Annotated in this window: 15 protein-coding genes; 4 read left to right on the plus strand and 11 right to left on the minus strand. The window is 40.2% G+C overall.

All coding sequences use genetic code 11. The annotated features are described in order from the left end of the window. Positions 1-185: 185 nt before the first annotated feature. From BCU68_RS13215 to BCU68_RS13245, 7 genes are all read right to left on the minus strand, one after another. On the minus strand, positions 186-1,448 hold the full coding sequence (locus BCU68_RS13215) for a NupC/NupG family nucleoside CNT transporter (RefSeq protein WP_102565214.1): 1,263 nt from the start codon (positions 1,446-1,448) through the stop codon (positions 186-188). A gap of 195 nt (positions 1,449-1,643) precedes the next feature. After that, positions 1,644-2,426 carry a TatD family hydrolase gene (locus BCU68_RS13220; RefSeq protein WP_102565215.1) on the minus strand — a complete coding sequence of 261 codons (783 nt, stop codon included), beginning with the start codon at positions 2,424-2,426 and terminating at the stop codon, positions 1,644-1,646. A 143-nt stretch (positions 2,427-2,569) separates the two neighbouring features. Beyond that, complete coding sequence (gene prfC, locus BCU68_RS13225) at positions 2,570-4,159, minus strand: peptide chain release factor 3 (protein WP_102565216.1); 1,590 nt, start codon at positions 4,157-4,159, stop codon at positions 2,570-2,572. Between the two features lie 109 nt (positions 4,160-4,268). Then, positions 4,269-4,715 (minus strand): ribosomal protein S18-alanine N-acetyltransferase, encoded by a 447-nt coding sequence (gene rimI, locus BCU68_RS13230; RefSeq protein ID WP_102565217.1) that lies wholly within the window; start codon positions 4,713-4,715, stop codon positions 4,269-4,271. After that, on the minus strand, positions 4,708-5,106 hold the full coding sequence (locus BCU68_RS13235; protein WP_102565218.1) for a DNA polymerase III subunit psi: 399 nt from the start codon (positions 5,104-5,106) through the stop codon (positions 4,708-4,710). The genes rimI and BCU68_RS13235 overlap by 8 nt, the downstream gene beginning before the upstream one ends. 77 nt (positions 5,107-5,183) lie before the next feature. After that, positions 5,184-5,690, minus strand: a complete 507-nt coding sequence (locus BCU68_RS13240) for an N-acetyltransferase (RefSeq protein ID WP_102565219.1) — start codon at positions 5,688-5,690, stop codon at positions 5,184-5,186. After that, positions 5,674-6,201, minus strand: coding sequence for an SCP2 domain-containing protein (locus BCU68_RS13245; protein ID WP_102565220.1), 528 nt, complete (start codon positions 6,199-6,201; stop codon positions 5,674-5,676). Before BCU68_RS13245 ends, BCU68_RS13240 begins: the two co-directional genes overlap by 17 nt. A gap of 232 nt (positions 6,202-6,433) precedes the next feature. Between BCU68_RS13245 and BCU68_RS13250 the strand changes: the two genes are divergently transcribed. The 4 genes from BCU68_RS13250 to BCU68_RS13265 all read left to right on the plus strand — a co-directional run bounded on the left by BCU68_RS13250 (position 6,434) and on the right by BCU68_RS13265 (position 11,803). After that, on the plus strand, positions 6,434-7,552 hold the full coding sequence (locus BCU68_RS13250; RefSeq protein ID WP_102565221.1) for a GGDEF domain-containing protein: 1,119 nt from the start codon (positions 6,434-6,436) through the stop codon (positions 7,550-7,552). Between the two features lie 161 nt (positions 7,553-7,713). Continuing rightward, positions 7,714-9,756, plus strand: coding sequence for an EAL domain-containing protein (locus BCU68_RS13255; RefSeq protein WP_102565222.1), 2,043 nt, complete (start codon positions 7,714-7,716; stop codon positions 9,754-9,756). A 130-nt stretch (positions 9,757-9,886) separates the two neighbouring features. Next, positions 9,887-10,900 (plus strand): peptidase U32 family protein, encoded by a 1,014-nt coding sequence (locus BCU68_RS13260; protein WP_102565223.1) that lies wholly within the window; start codon positions 9,887-9,889, stop codon positions 10,898-10,900. A gap of 24 nt (positions 10,901-10,924) precedes the next feature. Beyond that, positions 10,925-11,803: a U32 family peptidase gene (locus BCU68_RS13265; protein WP_198591738.1), complete on the plus strand. Its 879-nt coding sequence runs from the start codon at positions 10,925-10,927 to the stop codon at positions 11,801-11,803. A 48-nt stretch (positions 11,804-11,851) separates the two neighbouring features. Here BCU68_RS13265 and BCU68_RS13270 read toward each other — a convergent pair whose 3' ends face one another. From BCU68_RS13270 to pnp, 4 genes are all read right to left on the minus strand, one after another. Next, positions 11,852-13,189, minus strand: coding sequence for an MATE family efflux transporter (locus tag BCU68_RS13270; protein WP_102565225.1), 1,338 nt, complete (start codon positions 13,187-13,189; stop codon positions 11,852-11,854). Between the two features lie 68 nt (positions 13,190-13,257). Continuing rightward, positions 13,258-13,674 carry a MarR family transcriptional regulator gene (locus tag BCU68_RS13275; RefSeq protein ID WP_102565226.1) on the minus strand — a complete coding sequence of 139 codons (417 nt, stop codon included), beginning with the start codon at positions 13,672-13,674 and terminating at the stop codon, positions 13,258-13,260. 162 nt (positions 13,675-13,836) lie between these two features. Beyond that, a complete protein-coding gene (nlpI, locus tag BCU68_RS13280) occupies positions 13,837-14,730 on the minus strand; it encodes a lipoprotein NlpI (RefSeq protein ID WP_102565227.1) in 894 nt (297 codons plus the stop codon). A gap of 151 nt (positions 14,731-14,881) precedes the next feature. Further along, the gene (pnp, locus tag BCU68_RS13285) at positions 14,882-17,002 is read right to left on the minus strand and encodes a polyribonucleotide nucleotidyltransferase (RefSeq protein ID WP_102565228.1); all 2,121 of its coding nucleotides are present in this window, start codon (positions 17,000-17,002) and stop codon (positions 14,882-14,884) included. Positions 17,003-17,307: the final 305 nt, after the last annotated feature.

The following is a 17,307-nucleotide window of genomic DNA, read 5'->3' on the forward strand; positions in this document are numbered from 1 at the left end:
AGAAATAACTTAACTCCTTTAAGTCATTTTAACTACATCTATACATTATAGGTCTTTCTTCATAAACGGTAGTGCTGATACAAAACGCAAACGGTTTACATCTAAAAAAACAAAAAAACCCCGCAGCAATTTCTTGCTACGGGGTTCTATTCAGTGACGTCTATATAATCTAACTCAGCTTTCGATTAGAAAGATAAGAAGAAGCCAGCGATAGTCGCTGCCATCAAGTTAGATAAAGTACCAGCGATAACCGCTTTAACACCCATGCGAGCGATGTCAGAACGACGGTTAGGAGCAAGACCACCTAAACCACCAAGTAGAATCGCAACAGAAGAAAGGTTAGCGAAACCACAAAGTGCGAATGCAATGATTGCTTGAGTTTTCTCAGTCATTACTTGACCAGTTGCCGCTACAACTTGAGCGTTCTCACCAACGTAAGGAACAAAGTTTAGGTAAGCAACGAATTCGTTAACAACCGTCTTTTGACCTAGGAAAGTACCCGCAATTGTTGCCTCTTCCCAAGGAACACCAATGATGAATGCAAGTGGCGCAAATACCCAACCAAGAATCAATTCTAATGTTAAGTTTTCCATACCAACCCAACCACCGATACCGCTTAGGATACCGTTGATTAGAGCAATCAAACCGATGAATGCTAGTAGCATTGCACCTACGTTTAGAGCAAGTTGTAGGCCAACTGAAGCGCCACCAGCTGCAGCGTCAATTACGTTCGCTGGTTTTTCATCTTCAGCGATATCGTTATCATTGAAGTCTTGAAGAGGCTCATCAGTTTCTGGTTTGATGATTTTAGCAAAAAGTAGACCACCAGGAGCTGCCATGAAAGAAGCCGCTACTAGGTACTCTAGTGGTACACCCATTGATGCATAACCTGCTAGTACACCACCAGCAACAGATGCTAGACCACCACACATTACAGCAAACAGCTCAGATTGAGTCATTTTTGGTACAAACGGACGAACCACTAGTGGTGCTTCAGTTTGACCAACGAAAATGTTCGCTGCTGCTGACATTGATTCCGCACGAGAAGTACCTAGTGCTTTTTGAAGACCGCCACCAAGAATCTTGATAACCCACTGCATTACACCAATGTAGTAAAGTACAGAGATAAGTGCAGAGAAGAAGATTAGTGTAGGTAGAACTTGGAAAGCAAAAATGAAACCAATACCGTCAACTGAGAAGTTAACTAAGCTTCCGAATAGGAAACCTGTTCCATCTTTACCGTAATCGATAACATTACCAACACCAGCAGAGAAGCCAGCAAGTAAATCGCGACCCCAAGGGATGTAAAGTACAAACGCACCTAGTGCGAATTGGATAGCAAAAGCGCCACCCACAGTTCTTAAATTAATTGCTTTGCGGTTGTCTGATAGTAGGACAGCGATAGCGATTAACGCTACCATGCCGACTAGGCTCATAAACATGCTCATGGTTTATGACTTCCTTATTAAGTTATTTATTGGCGAGTAACAAAGTGTGGTGCTGATAAAGCGTGGCAATTATACGCATGCCCCCATCAATAAAGTAATGGGGCTCTCACACTTTATGACCTCATCCGACAGACATTGAGTCATAAATGCGATCCAGATCACACAAGCAAACGAGTGCATTCATCATTTATACATTTAGATTGGAGTGATTTCACATATTTTTAATGCTTGGTGACTATTTTTCCACAAGGCTAAAGAAACCGTTTGCGCTGACTCCATACGCAACAACACGAGTTCTTTAAGCACTAATGGGAGATATTTAGGGTGATTGTTTAACCCTTGATAACCACAAATTGGCATATCAGGAGCATCCGTTTCAAGTACTAAAGCCGATAGCGGTAGTTGCGCTATTGCCTTTCTTGTTTTTGCTGCTCTAGGGTAAGTAATGCTTCCTCCCACTCCGATGAAAAAGCCCATTTTCACCCACTCCATTGCTTGCTCAAAACTGCCAGTAAAGCCATGCAAAATCCCCCCACATGAAAATTTATGCCGCTTAATTATCTGTATAAGTCGGTTGTGTGACTTACGGCAATGCAGAATTAAAGGTAGCTTATAGTCAATGGCGAGTAAAATTTGCGTACTTAATATCTCTTCTTGAACACTTTGGCTAACCTCAGAAGAAAAATCTAAGCCACACTCCCCAATGGCAACACATCGTGGATCTCTCTTCACTAATTGGCGCTGCAATGACGATATTTGTTGGTGATAATTCGAATCAATAAAGCGTGGATGGATGCCCAATGCATAATAAATGCCTACATACCTGCTCGATAAATCCATCACTCGCTGCCAATTTGAGCTATCAACACTCGGCAAAACGATTTTCTGTACCCCTGCTAGCTGAGAACTTTGATATTCACGTTCAAAATCAGGTGCAAAAACATCAAAATCAAAATGGCAATGTGTATCAAACAACACAGCAATAATCCTTATACTTTCAATAGCTTCAGAAACGTAAAAAGCGTCTACTGTATAAACAATAGACGCTTTATGTCCTGCTGCCAATCATCCTCTGCTAAAATTAGTCAAACGATGAAAAACTCCAGCTTTTATCACATTAATTAGTGCTCGCGTGTCGCACGGAATTCAACTTCAGGGAATCTTTCTGAGGCTAAGTTCAAGTTCACCATTGTTGGAGCTATGTACGATAAGTTATCACCACCATCGAGTGCTAGGTTAGCTTGGCTCTTACGCTTAAACTCTTCAAGCTTCTTCGCATCCCCACACTCAACCCAACGAGCGGTTGCGACATTAACGCCTTCATAAATCGCTTCTACGTTGTATTCTGCTTTTAAACGCGCAACAACAACATCAAACTGAAGAACACCAACCGCACCAACGATCAAGTCGTTATTTTGCAGAGGACGAAAAACTTGTACAGCACCTTCTTCTGATAACTGAACAAGACCTTTTAGCAACTGCTTTTGCTTTAGCGGATCACGTAAGCGAATACGGCGGAATAATTCAGGAGCAAAGTTAGGGATACCAGCAAATTTCAAGTTCTCACCTTGTGTAAAGGTGTCACCAATTTGAATCGTACCATGGTTATGCAAACCGATAATATCACCAGCATACGCTTTCTCAGCACGCGTACGGTCACCCGCCATAAACGTAACAGCATCAGAGATACTAACGTTTTTGCCAGTGCGCACATGGTTCATTTTCATGCCTTGTGTGTAAGTACCAGAAACGATACGCATAAAGGCAATACGGTCACGGTGCTTTGGATCCATGTTTGCTTGGATTTTAAATACAAAACCAGAAAACTTCTCTTCCGTTGCTTCAACTTCACGCTCATTAGCTTTACGTGTTTGAGGTGCTGGAGCCCACTTAGTCAGACCATCAAGCATATGATCAACACCAAAGTTACCCAGTGCCGTACCAAAGTATACTGGCGTTAATTCACCGGCTAGGAATAGCTCTAGATCAAACTCAGGGCAAGCACCCATAACTAACTCAAGTTCATCACGCACGCTCGCTGCCAGGTCTTCACCAACAGCAACGTCTAATTCTGGGTTATCAAGACCTTTAATGATGCGAACATCTTGGATCTCATGACCATGACCAGATTCATATAAAATCGTCTCATCACGGTGAATATGATAAACACCCTTAAATTCTTTACCACAACCAATAGGCCATGAAATTGGCGCACAAGCCATGCCGAGTTCACTTTCTACTTCATCCAATACTTCCATTGGATCACGAACATCACGGTCAAGTTTGTTCATAAAGGTAACGATAGGCGTATCACGTAAACGGGTAACTTCCATCAATTTGCGCGTACGGTCTTCGACACCTTTTGCCGCATCAATAACCATTAGACATGAGTCAACAGCCGTTAACGTACGGTAAGTATCTTCTGAGAAGTCTTCGTGCCCAGGAGTATCTAGTAGGTTAACCAAGCAATCATTATAAGGAAACTGCATTACCGAAGTGGTTACCGAGATACCACGTTCTTTTTCCATTTCCATCCAGTCTGATTTTGCATGCTGGTTAGAACCACGGCCTTTTACTGTGCCCGCTTTTTGAATTGCGTTGCCGAATAAAAGAACTTTTTCAGTAATCGTTGTTTTACCCGCATCAGGGTGCGAGATAATAGCGAAAGTTCTACGTTTAGATACTTCACCAATAAAAGGGGTATTTGACATTAATCTGGTCTTCTTTAGGTGTGACTTCGATGAAACGAATCAAGTTGGGCATATTTTCGCTTATATTTACCTCAGGAGCAAATTTACCTGCTTTGAGAAATAAGATTAATCAGAAGAAAATATAGCTCATAATAATCGCATCTTCTTGCCCACGCTCTGTTGGGTAATAATTTCTGCGGCGATCAACCTCATTAAATCCTTGAGATTCATATAGATTGAATGCTGGTAAATTACTCTCTCGTACCTCTAGCCAAGCACTATCGGCATCCGCTTGTTGGCAAGTTTCTAAAAAGAACTCTGTTAATGCTAAACCAAGCCCTTGCCTGTGCTTTGCTGGATCGATCGCAATATTAAGCAGTGTCACCTCACCAATGATGTTCTGCGCATAAAAGTAGCCGACTAACTGCTCATTTTGAAACATGCCGTAATGGCAAGCGCCACGACTCGCTAAGTCATTAATCATATTTTGCGACCAAGGGTGACTATGAGCACTCTGCTCAATTCTCCACACCTCTGGTAAGTGTTCCGCTTCTAATTTTTTAAACGTATTAATCATAAGCACAAATCTGCTGCCACAAGGCGCGGCGTTGTTGGTTATTACCCTCAATGTCAGATAATAACGGTGTATTAAGGCATTGGTGAGAAGTCTCTATCGAATTTTCACAACCAGCAAACCATAGCCATTTAACTTCACTCAATTGACAATTTGCTAGCTGCTCTGGCGTAATGTATAAAGCCTGTTCGAGCGTCAGTTTCATACTTTTCAATACTCGCTCAAACATGAGAGCAAGTTCTCCTTCTGGAGACACTGGCGAAATAAATAGAAGTTGGCAACTTGCTGGTAACTCTATCGGCTTCGTTACATAGCCCGATAAACGCTCAGGATGAATTAGATCCCAACGCGCGATTCCCATTTCTTGTAGGTATTGCTCTGTCGTAGAAGGCATGCTGTTGAACCCATCGAAACTAAAAAAAGAGGCCGAATAAAGCCTCTCATTTATCTCTATTATTGATATGTTGTTGACTAAACTAAATCTGAAAACTCAGAGCGATAGTTGATCAAGCCTTGATGCTCATCGAGTGAATAATTATCAACACCAAGAATTAAAAATGCTTCGCTTGGCACTTCCCATTCGCAACGTAAGTTATACTCACTCGCGGGTTTAAAGCCAAATCGAGTATAGAAGTCAGGATCACCTAATACAACACAAGCTGGATAGCTAAAGTCTTGCAACATGATCAATGCTTCTTGGATCAATTTAGACGCAACACCTTGCTGGCGATATTCTTTTTTGACAGAGAGTGGAGCAAGTCCTTGCCAGTTAATGTCCTGTCCCTCTACGGTAACAGGGCTAAACATCACATGACCAATAACTTCACCATCATCAGAGCAAGCAACAAGAGATAACGTTAATTGAGAGTTCTCTCTTAACTTCATTACCAAGTTTGCCTCTGCTTCTGTATCAAAAGCGGCTTTTACTAAGCGGTCAATCGCAAGAATATCAACGGGTGCTTCAGTTCGAATAAGCATTAATTACCTCATTTTGTGTCTGAGAGGATTGTACTCCTTTCTGCACAAAATCAGCTAGTTGATTTATCAATATTTGCAACGGCTTTGGCAAAAGTTCGAGATCAACGCTATCCATTAAGTTTTTCACTTCTAAACCAAGCTCAGTATCCCCTTCGATTTTTAAGCGACGTTGAAAAAACAGCGTATCAGGATCTTCTTTACGACCAACGATCAAAACTAAGTCATTTAAAGCACCACTGAAGCTCACATCTTCTTTCACCGGTTGCTCTGCGACAATTAAGCTTTCATTGCTATAACTTATATACCAGCTTAAATCGATATCAGTTACGGACACTTTTAGCCACTTATCTTCTAAGAACTCAAAGTCACCATCGTCTAATGCTTCTTTAAATACCGTCTCCAAGCCATCAAGCAATACCCTTCTTTGTACCGTTTGTGGTAGCAAGTGAAGTGGTGTTTTTAATAGAGAAGCTGCATTATTAACCAGTTGGTGCCGAACTTTGTTTATCACGCGAGATATCCATTATTTAATACTTTGTAGATTACCAGTATAATGCCCGCCTCTTTCTTGAGCAATACGTCTCTTTCTCTGTTGTTTAGAAAGTAGTGCCCAAAAAGTACGATTAAAAACACATTATCTATGCAACAAAGTGTAAGGCTGCATAGTATCAAACTACAATGACATAAGATGATCTTCATCTATGACAAAAGCCCTTTCTTACTCTTCTACTTAGGTATTAATTGTGAATAGCTTATTCTCCACCAGTAGCTTTAAACAACTGCGCTATCAGCACTTCCTTGAAGTAGAAGTTTATCGACCATATTCACGATTCATGTTTTTTGCGATTTTTATTTTCGCTTGTTTTGCTATCCCTGACTGGGTAACGCTCGAGTCTGATGCTATCCCCATCATTACCGCACGATTGATTTACTCTTTGATTGCCTCATGCATACTTTATCGTGCGACGGTTGTCCGATGGCGTTACTTGCAGTTATCGGAGATATTGTTATTTATTGCTTCTGGATGGATAATTCATTGGGCTGGATATACAGCTTTAATGCAAAACAATAATCACTATCAGGATGGTATACTTTTACTGTTAATATATATTGGCACCTTATCTCGACTATCATTTATTTCATCTTGCATTGCATCCTTCTTTGTTTTTATCCCTTACATGCTATTTTTACACCCTCAGTTGCTCCTAATTGATCCTGCTGATGAAATGAATAAACGCTTTATATTAATCGGCACGACTTTTCTTTGTTTAATCGCTAGTTATCGACGCGAGTTAGAGACTAAGTACCGTTTTGAACAAAAACAGATTCTGCGTAAGCAAACTATCCGCCTTGCTGCAACATCAAAGAAATTAAAAGTAATGAGTGAAACGGATGCATTAACTCAGGCATATAACCGGCACTTTTTAACGACCTGGCTTGATATATATATCACTTTACCAACTCAAAAATATAATACCGTTGCCATGTTAGATATTGACCATTTTAAGCAAATTAATGATCGCTATGGTCATGATGTCGGTGATAAAGTGATCACAGCCATTGCAGCTAAGATTAAACAACACATCCCTAAAAACAGTCTATTTATTCGCTATGGTGGCGAGGAATTCCTACTTTTTTTACAGTTTAATGATAGGTCCGAGGCCTATCAGGTCATTGAAAAATTACGTAATGATATATCTCAATTTGAAATAGCATCTAACCTCAACACCACTATTTCCACTGGTATTTATTACACACAAAACACGACTGTTTTAACACTTGATGCGATAAGTTTTGCCGACAAAGCCCTCTATAAAGCAAAAGATGCTGGGAGAAATTGCACTCACTTTTCTCTTCTATAGATATAAAAGACACTGTAATTAGGGGATAGGTCAAAAAAAGTAGAGTTTGAGATAATACTCTTTTGTATAAAAATGATAAGCTCGTTATAGTGTCTAACATTTACTATTTCATATTTAACAAAATGAAATAAATTATTAATTATAGTATTGGTCGTAAATTGATGCATTATTCACAATTACAACATTGGTTTTCACAGCTAACATCAAATAGTCCGTTTTTATTTGCTATTTTAGACCAACACTACAATTACCACATTGCTAATGATGCTTACTCCGAGCTTTCAGGATTAAGCCAAGCAGAACTGGTTGGCATGAATGATAGCCAAGTATTAGGTGAGCAATTTTTTTCTCAGTTACAGCCTTACTATTTAAGAGCGCTTAATGGCGAGAGCATTGAATCTGAAGTGACTTTGAATGCTACAGATTTAGAAACTAGCCTACATTTTAGCCTATCACCTTTAACTAATAACGATTCTATTGAATACATTGTTTTTCATGCTATCGATATTTCAGAAAAGCAAATCTTAGCTCGCTCACTAGAAGACGCTGAGAATAATTTTACATCACTAACAAATATGTTACCTGATGGGGTAGTTATTATTGAAGATGATTATATATTGTCAGCCAATAATAGCGCTACTCATCTGCTCGGATTCAATTCTCCTGATGAATTATTAGGCGAAGAGTTAAATAGATTATTTATTGATGAAAAAACAAAGTCAGTTTTCAACCTACCCCTTCAATCGTTAATTAATCAATCACCTCTGATATGCCTTACTGGTGCACGATGTGGGATAGAGCGAAGAGTACAATTACTTTGTGAGAAACATGCTACGCAAAATAATACTTTTATTGTGGTTATTAAAAGTGCTGAAATATCGGCAGATATATTAGATAAAAACCCACCAGTAGAAAGTGATCCTCATCGAAACCCTTTGACCAAACTCTATAACCGCTGTGGCTTTACTGCTCGCTTAGAGCATTTAATCAAAGAAAAAACACCGCTCGTTATGCTCTACCTTGATATTGATAATTTTAAAAATATCAATGACTCTCTTGGTCATCATATTGGTGACAAAGTGATCCAAGAAGTTGCCTATAGACTGACAAGATTACTACCGAAAGAGGCTGTTCTCGGTCATTTAGGAGGGGATTCATTTGCAATAATTTTGCCAAACCCTGAACACAATCGAATGGCTGAAGTGCTTTCTGAAAGAATTATCGCCATTATACATCAGCCGTTTAATTTACTGCACTTCAGTAAAAGATTGTCCTGTTCAATCGGTAGTGTAGCCTCACCTGCCGATGGTTCTGATCCTCGTATTTTATTGCAAAATGCCGATACTGCAATGTATGAGGCAAAGGAGCGTGGTCGTAATCGCCTTATAAAATTTAACGACCAAATGAACAAAGAAGCTCGCATGCGTCTTTGGTTAGAAATAGAGTTACAAAAAGCCCTTCAAAACAATGGCTTGGAGGTTTGGTATCAACCTAAAGTCAATGCTAAAGACTTTAGCATTAATGGCGCGGAGGCATTAGTGCGTTGGAAGCACCCAATTGAAGGTTATATTAGCCCTGCATCTTTTATTCCTGTGGCAGAAAAAGCTGGATTAATTGAGCATTTAGGTCGTGTTGTTATGCGCGATGTATTTTCAACGGTTAAGCGCTGGAAGGTGCAAGGTATTTTACCAGGCCGAGTGGCTATCAACCTTTCTCCAGAACAATTTGGCAACCCTCAATTAATTAACTACATTGAGAAGCTTCTACGCTCAACGGAACTCGATGCAAGTTGCATTACCTTTGAGCTGACAGAAAGCGCAGTAATGAGTGATAATAACCATACTTTGCAGATGCTTAATGCCATAAAAAAACTGGGCTTTGCGCTTTCTATTGATGATTTTGGCACCGGCTACTCTTCGCTATCCTATCTTGCGCGCTTTCCGCTTGATGAGTTAAAGATTGATAGAGCATTTATTAAAGATATCGATACATTACCTAAGCAAATTACCGTGATTGAAAATATTATTAATCTTGGTAAATCACTTAATTTAACCGTTGTTGCTGAAGGTATAGAGACACACGAGCAAGCGACATTATTATCAAACCTCAATTGTAATTCTATTCAAGGCTTCCACTTTCATCGCCCGCAACCTAAAGGTGATGTAGAGATCTTATTTGCCCAAAACTTACGTCATAAAAATTAACTGGTTATAGGTATTATCCTTATGGGGTAATTCATAACTTATTCACCTAAACATGGTTTATATCAATTTTGCTATACATGATCCTTCATAAAATGACTGGATATTATTGATAACTATTGGTATTGAGCATATGGAACTTCTATGCCCTGCAGGTAATTTACCTGCTCTTAAAACCGCTATTGACTGCGGTGCTGATGCGGTATACATCGGCTTTAAAGATGATACGAATGCTCGCCACTTTGCTGGGCTCAACTTTACGGGTAAAAAATTGGATCGTGCCGTGCAATATGCTCACGATCATAATAAAAAGATTCATGTTGCCCTCAATACCTTTGCCCACCCCGATGGCTTTGAACGCTGGACTAATGCTGTAGATAAAGCTGCCGATATTGGTGTGGATGCGCTCATTGTGGCTGATATTGCTGTACTTGAGTATGCTGCAAGCAAATACCCAGATCTCGAACTACACTTATCTGTTCAAGCCTCAGCGACTAACATTGCTGCTATTGATTTTTATAAAAAGAACTTCAATGTAAAACGTGTTGTCTTACCTCGTGTACTTTCTATTCATCAGGTAAAGCAGCTTTCCCGTAACATTACTTCGGATGTTGATCTTGAAGTCTTTGCCTTTGGTAGCTTATGCATCATGGCGGAAGGTCGCTGCTACCTATCATCATATATGACGGGTGAGTCACCAAATACTGTTGGCGCTTGCTCTCCTGCCAAATATGTTCGTTGGCAGGAAACAGAAACAGGTCTGGAGTCACGCTTAAATGACATCCTGATCGATCGTTATGGCATGGGCGAAAATGCCGGTTATCCGACACTATGTAAGGGCCGTTTTGATGTTGAAGTTGATGGTGATAAAAAACGCTACCATGCACTAGAAGAGCCAACTAGCCTCAATACATTGTCCATGCTACCTGAACTTTTTGCGGCAAACGTTGCCTCAGTAAAAATTGAAGGTCGCCAGCGTAGCCCAGCTTATGTAGAGCAAGTAACAAGAACCTGGCGCGCAGCTATCGATCGTTACCAAGCTAACCCTGAAGGCTATCATGTTGATCCTAAATGGGATAACACCCTTGCAAATGTATCAGAAGGCACACAAACAACACTCGGTGCCTACCACCGTAAATGGCAATAAAAGGGATTAAAAATGGATAAATCAATGAAATATGCATTAGGTCCTTTGCTTTACTTTTGGCCGCAACAAGATGTTGAAGATTTTTATCAACAAGCAAAATCTAGCTCTGCCGATATCATCTATTTAGGTGAATCTGTTTGCTCAAAGCGTAGAGAAATTAAGCCAAAACAATGGCTTGATATTGCCAAAGATTTGTCATCTACCGGTAAGCAAGTTGTATTGTCTACCATGGCATTACTTGAAGCACCAAGTGAAGTCAATGTGATGAAAAAGTACATCGATAATGGTGACTTTGCCATTGAAGCAAATGATGTTTCAGCAATTCAATTGGCGGCAGAGAGTAAGGTTCCTTTCATCGTAGGTCCTGCAGTTAATACCTATAATGCACACACTCTTAACCTATTCTTAAAGCAAGGCATGACTCGCTGGTGTATGCCTGTCGAGTTATCAAGAGAGTGGCTAAGCCAAGTTTTAGCTCAGTGTGATGATCTGGCAATTCGTGATAAGTTTGATGTGGAAGTCTTTAGCCATGGCTACCTTCCTCTTGCCTATTCCGCTCGCTGCTTTACAGCAAGAGCAGAAAATAAAGCTAAAGATGACTGCCAGACATGCTGCATTAAGTACCCAACCGGCTTACAAGTTGATAGCCAAGAGGGGCAATCTGTTTTCAATCTTAATGGCATTCAAACTCAATCGGGTTATTGCTACAACCTGATTAATGATCAAGTAAATATGAAAGGTCTAGTTGACGTTGTACGTTTAAGCCCACTTGGTCTAGATACTTTCGATCAATTAGATAAATTTAAAGCCAATCAAAATGGTCAAGCTCCTGCAATTATTACCGATCGCCAATGCAATGGCTACTGGCATCAATTAGCTGGTCTAGACATTAAAAATCTATAATACACATCGTGGAAGGTTGTGATCAGAACTCACTGATCACAACTCACTTTATTGACTGGTATTCACATCAGGATCTGCAGATAAGGCTTTTACATCCCGCCACATCATCACTATAACCACGATTGTTAGTGCGATATTAGACAATGGATAAGCAAGCCAGATCCCTTCGATTCCCCACGATTGTGGCAATAAATATAAAAACGGAATTTGGATGAGTACATTACCTAGCGTTACAAACAGAGCTTTTGAACTCATTGCAATAGACTGATAATACGCAGCGCAAACCACAAGAAAGCCATCCAAAAATAACGCAAAAAGATGTAAACGAAGACCTAATGCCGCCTGATGAATTAAGCTTGCATCATCAGAATTAAAAATGCTCACGATCGCTCTCGGATCGATGTTCAAACCAATAACAAAAATAATCCCCCCGACAACTGCGCTTATCATGGCGACTTTCAGTAAGCGGTTCACGTTACTAATATTCTTTGCGCCATAATTATAGCTAGCAAGCGGCTGCATACCGTTAGCTATCCCTTCAATAATGAGGTAATAAATAATGACAATATAACCAACGATAGCGTATGCCCCAACCCAACCTATATCACCATAATAAGCAAATAGACCGTTATGCACGGCTATCATAATCGAGCCATAAGCGTACATAAAAAGACTAGATAAGCCGATAGTGATAATTCTAGATGCAAACCTAAAGTGAAATTTTAAATCGCTAATTTTTAGTCGTAACGTTGCTTTCGATGTAAAGAAGTACAAAACACCACATAATGTCACCACCATTTGCGCAATACCGGTGGCTATCGCTGCTCCCTTTAACTCCCAACCTAAATACGCAATGAAGAGGTAATCTAAAATTATATTCACTAACGCGCCGATAACCATCAAAACAGTCGCGAAATTAGGGCTATTATCATTACGTAATAAAAATGGGAAAGCAATTGAGCCTAATGAGAATACGCTCGCTACTATTAAGATCTCTAAATACTGCATACCGAGATCATAAACGCGCCCTTCCGCTCCCTGCCACAACAAAAAATCATCAGAGCAAAGCCATAAAATACCCGCGACGATTGGAGATAAAATGCCTAGCATCGTTATTCCCGTCGCTAGGATCTGTTTTGCGCCTTTTTTATCTTGTCGCCCAAGTCGAATCGATGTCATCGCACCAGCACCGACACCAACCATCATGCCAATGCCGAGTATGACGCCTAGCACAGGCCAAGCGACATTAATCGCTGCCAACCCTTGCGCACCGACGTAACGACCAATGAAAATACCATCAACGACTTGGTATAAGCCATTCACTAACATGGCAGCAACGGTAGGTATGGTATAACGCCAAAACTGTCGATAAATTGATTTATGCATCGCTATCACTTCATAGAATTAGTGCTAATTTAGTTAACCAAGCTAATTAAATTATAAAAATAAATGGGCTAAACTGAAGCAGTGGCTTTCGCTAATAATGCCTCTAACTGCTTTGTTTCTTCCGCGTTTAGTTTTTTCTTCAACACATCTGCCATTAACATATAAACTTCACTTTCTTGCTTTAATGCCTCTTGCGCCATTGCTGTTAATTCAATGCGCTTTGAACGAGCATCTTCCATACAAGGTCTGCGTAATACTAACCCTTTCTTTTCTAAACGCTTTGTCATATTAGTCGCGGAGGGTTTTGTCACTTGCAGCTCTGATGCAAGATCGGTTAAGCGAATTGAAGGTTGTGCGTTCTGCACCACTTTTAAATAGTCATATTCATTAAAGCTTAATAGCGAAAAAGGGTCATCTTTACAGTGTGTTCGCCAAATTTTAGCGGCAAATCGCTCTATCTTTTCTAGCGTGAAACCTAAGCTCATCTATTTACCTCAAAATATAGTTAGCAAGGATAACTATATTAATCTGTTATCACAAAAAAGCAATGATTTATAATGGCTATATAATTGATTCTTCTGTATTAAATATCACAGTCATTAATGGGCATAAATGCCCATGACTAAAAGAGTATCTCTATATATTGTCTAATTAAGTTGCTGCTCTTTGCGCATCTCTTGCAGATCATCGTATATACGCCCTAACTCAATAAAGGCATAGCGATGTTCGACATACTCATAAACATTAAAAGAGATCGCAAGTTTATACAGTGAAATCGCGTTAGCAAAATCACCTTCCATTTGGTAGCGCTTGCCTAGATAATAGTACGTTTCGGTTAGTCGCTGGGCTAATATAGTATTATCTCTTGTGCCTTGTAAAATAGCTTTAAAAGCCTGCTGCTCACTAATATCTTCGAGCATGATCGCAACTAAAACCCAGCCCCAATCATCACTTCTATTTTCATATTTCGTTAGCAGGTCATTTTCAGCGGCAATAGGGTCGATTTCCGATTGAATAATATACAACCAGAGCGCATTAAATGGATCATCAGAGTAGCGATTATAATGTGCCTGCATCTCTTCAAATGCGAGCTGGTTTCTTTCACCAAAATGCAAAGCAATCGCTCGATTACGCTCGGCATAATAATTGGTAGGATCTAACTCTAAAGTGGAATCAAAAGCTTCATAGGCAGCATCAAACTCCGCTTCTTGAGTATATAACACCCCTAGCATATTAAAAATATCAGGCTGAGCTGGGTCTAATGCTAATGACTGATTAAAATCTAAACGAGCAAGATTTCTTAAACCAACACTATCGTAATAACTCCCTCGCTCATAAAACATTTGTGCTCGAACATCTTCGGCTAGATCTGGGCGCTGTAAAAACTGGCTTAAACGTGCAATTTGGACCTCTTGTTGAACGCTAGGCTGCAAAGGGACTGACATTGGTGGATAAACCCACTGGTTCTCAATATTTGATTGTGAGGCACAGCCTGTGAGCAATACCATCAAAAATAGACTTACGGTTTGAAACCATTTCACAAATAATCACTCCTGTTAACACGCATAATAGATCTATCAAATCAGTTCTTTAGTATAGGCACAAAAAAAGGGGAACGATAAACGTTCCCCCTTTATAACATGATTTCGATCGTGTGGGCTATGATAAACCCACAAATCATAATCTAGCTAATTAAGCTTCAGGTGCTGCTGCATCTTCAGCTGGTGTTTCTACCGCTTCTTTCATGCTCAGACGAACACGGCCTTGGCGGTCAATCTCTAGTACTTTAACTTTAACTTCTTGGCCTTCAGTTAGGTAGTCAGATACTTTTTCAATACGCTTGTCTGCGATTTGAGAAATGTGAACTAGACCATCTTTACCAGGTAAGATGTTAACGAATGCACCAAAGTCAGCTAGACGAGCAACTTTACCCGTGTAGATAGTACCCACTTCGACTTCAGCAGTTAGTGCTTTAATGCGGTTGATTGCATCGTCAGCTTGCTCGCCAGAAGTTGCAGCAATTTTAACTGTACCATCATCTTCAATTTCGATAGTTGTACCCGTTTCTTCACAAAGAGAACGAATAACTGCACCACCTTTACCGATAACATCACGGATCTTATCAGTGTTGATTTTCATTGTGTGGATGCGTGGAGCGAATTGAGAGATATCTTCACGAGCACCAGAGATAGCTTCATCCATTACAGTAAGGATGTGCTTACGTGCACCTTGCGCTTGGTTAAGTGCAATTTGCATGATCTCTTTAGTAATACCTTCGATCTTGATGTCCATTTGAAGTGCAGTGATACCAGCGTTAGTACCTGCTACTTTAAAGTCCATGTCGCCTAGGTGATCTTCATCGCCAAGGATGTCAGAAAGAACAACGAAATCGTCGCCTTCTTTAACAAGACCCATTGCGATACCTGCAACAGACGCTTTAATTGGAACACCAGCATCCATAAGTGCTAGAGAAGTACCACATACAGAAGCCATTGAAGAAGAACCGTTAGATTCTGTGATTTCTGATACTACACGTACTGTGTATGGGAACTCTTCAATAGAAGGCATTACTGCTTGAATACCACGTTTTGCTAGCTTACCGTGACCGATTTCACGACGCTTAGGAGAACCTACAAAACCAGTTTCACCTACACAGTATGGAGGGAAGTTGTAGTGTAGTAAGAAATGATCTTTCTTCTCACCCATTAGGCTATCGATGATTTGAGCATCACGTTGTGTACCAAGCGTTGCAGTAACAAGTGCTTGCGTTTCACCACGAGTAAATAGAGAAGAACCGTGTGTACGAGGAAGAACACCAGTGCGTACATCAAGTGCACGAACCATATCTTTTTCACGACCATCGATACGTGGGTTACCAGCGATAATGCGGCTACGTACTACGTTTTTCTCTAGAGAACCTAGCATTGAACGGATTTCACGTTCATCTAATGTTTCATCAGCAGCAACTAATTGAGCAATAACTTCATTTTTGATTACGCCAACTTGGTCGTAACGAGCCATTTTCTCAGTGATTTGGTATGCATCAGAAAGACGAGTTTCTGCAAGAGCTGCAACTTGTGCTTTTAGCTCAGTGTTAACTTCAGGTGCAGTCCAGTTCCAAGATGGTGTAGCTACTTCAGCAGCAAATTCATTGATTGCTTTAATTACAACTTGTTGTTGATCGTGACCGTAAACAACAGCAGCAAGCATCTCTTCTTCAGATAGGTTATCTGCTTCAGATTCAACCATTAATACTGCGCCTTCAGTACCAGATACAACAAGATCTAGTTTAGAGCTTTCAAGTTCAGTATTTGAAGGGTTAAGTACTAGCTCACCATCGATATGACCAACACGAGCCGCACCGATTGGACCATTAAATGGAACACCAGCAATAGATAGTGCTGCAGACGTAGCGATCATAGTGATCATGTCTGGGTTTACTTCAGGGTTGATCGATACAACCGTTGCAATTACTTGTACTTCGTTTTTAAAAGCACTTGGGAAAAGCGGACGGATTGGACGGTCAATAAGACGAGCTGTTAGTGTTTCAGCTTCTGAAGGACGACCTTCACGCTTGAAGAAACCACCAGGGATTTTACCAGCAGCGTAAGTACGCTCTTGGTAGTTAACTGTTAGTGGGAAAAAGTCTTGACCTTCTACCGCTTCTTTTTTAGCAACAACAGATACGAATACTGATGTATCGTCCATTGTAGCCATTACAGCAGCAGTTGCTTGGCGAGCAATTACGCCCGTCTCTAGAGTTACGGTATGGTTACCGTATTGAAATGATTTTACGACTGGATTAGCGAACATTTTTATTCCTTTATCTAACTCAGAAAGAGTCAGTAAATAGTAATGAACAATCCAACTCAATACTCATCGCGACTAGTAAAAGAAGACGGATAAATCCACTTTTAATAGCCGCGACCTTTTGGTCGACTTCGGTGACAGTATTAAGATGAATTAGATAAATATGCTGATAAGACTCTCAATAGAAAGCTCAACGATGGGTATTATAAACTATTTTTTGCTGGAGAGGTATTTTCGGCCTTAAAAAGGCAAACTTTAGGCACAAAAAAAGGAGCGATAAACGCTCCCTTTCTTTCAAACTGTCTGTG

It is taken from the genome of Vibrio sp. 10N.286.49.B3 (assembly GCF_002873395.1).
GTDB lineage: Bacteria > Pseudomonadota > Gammaproteobacteria > Enterobacterales > Vibrionaceae > Vibrio.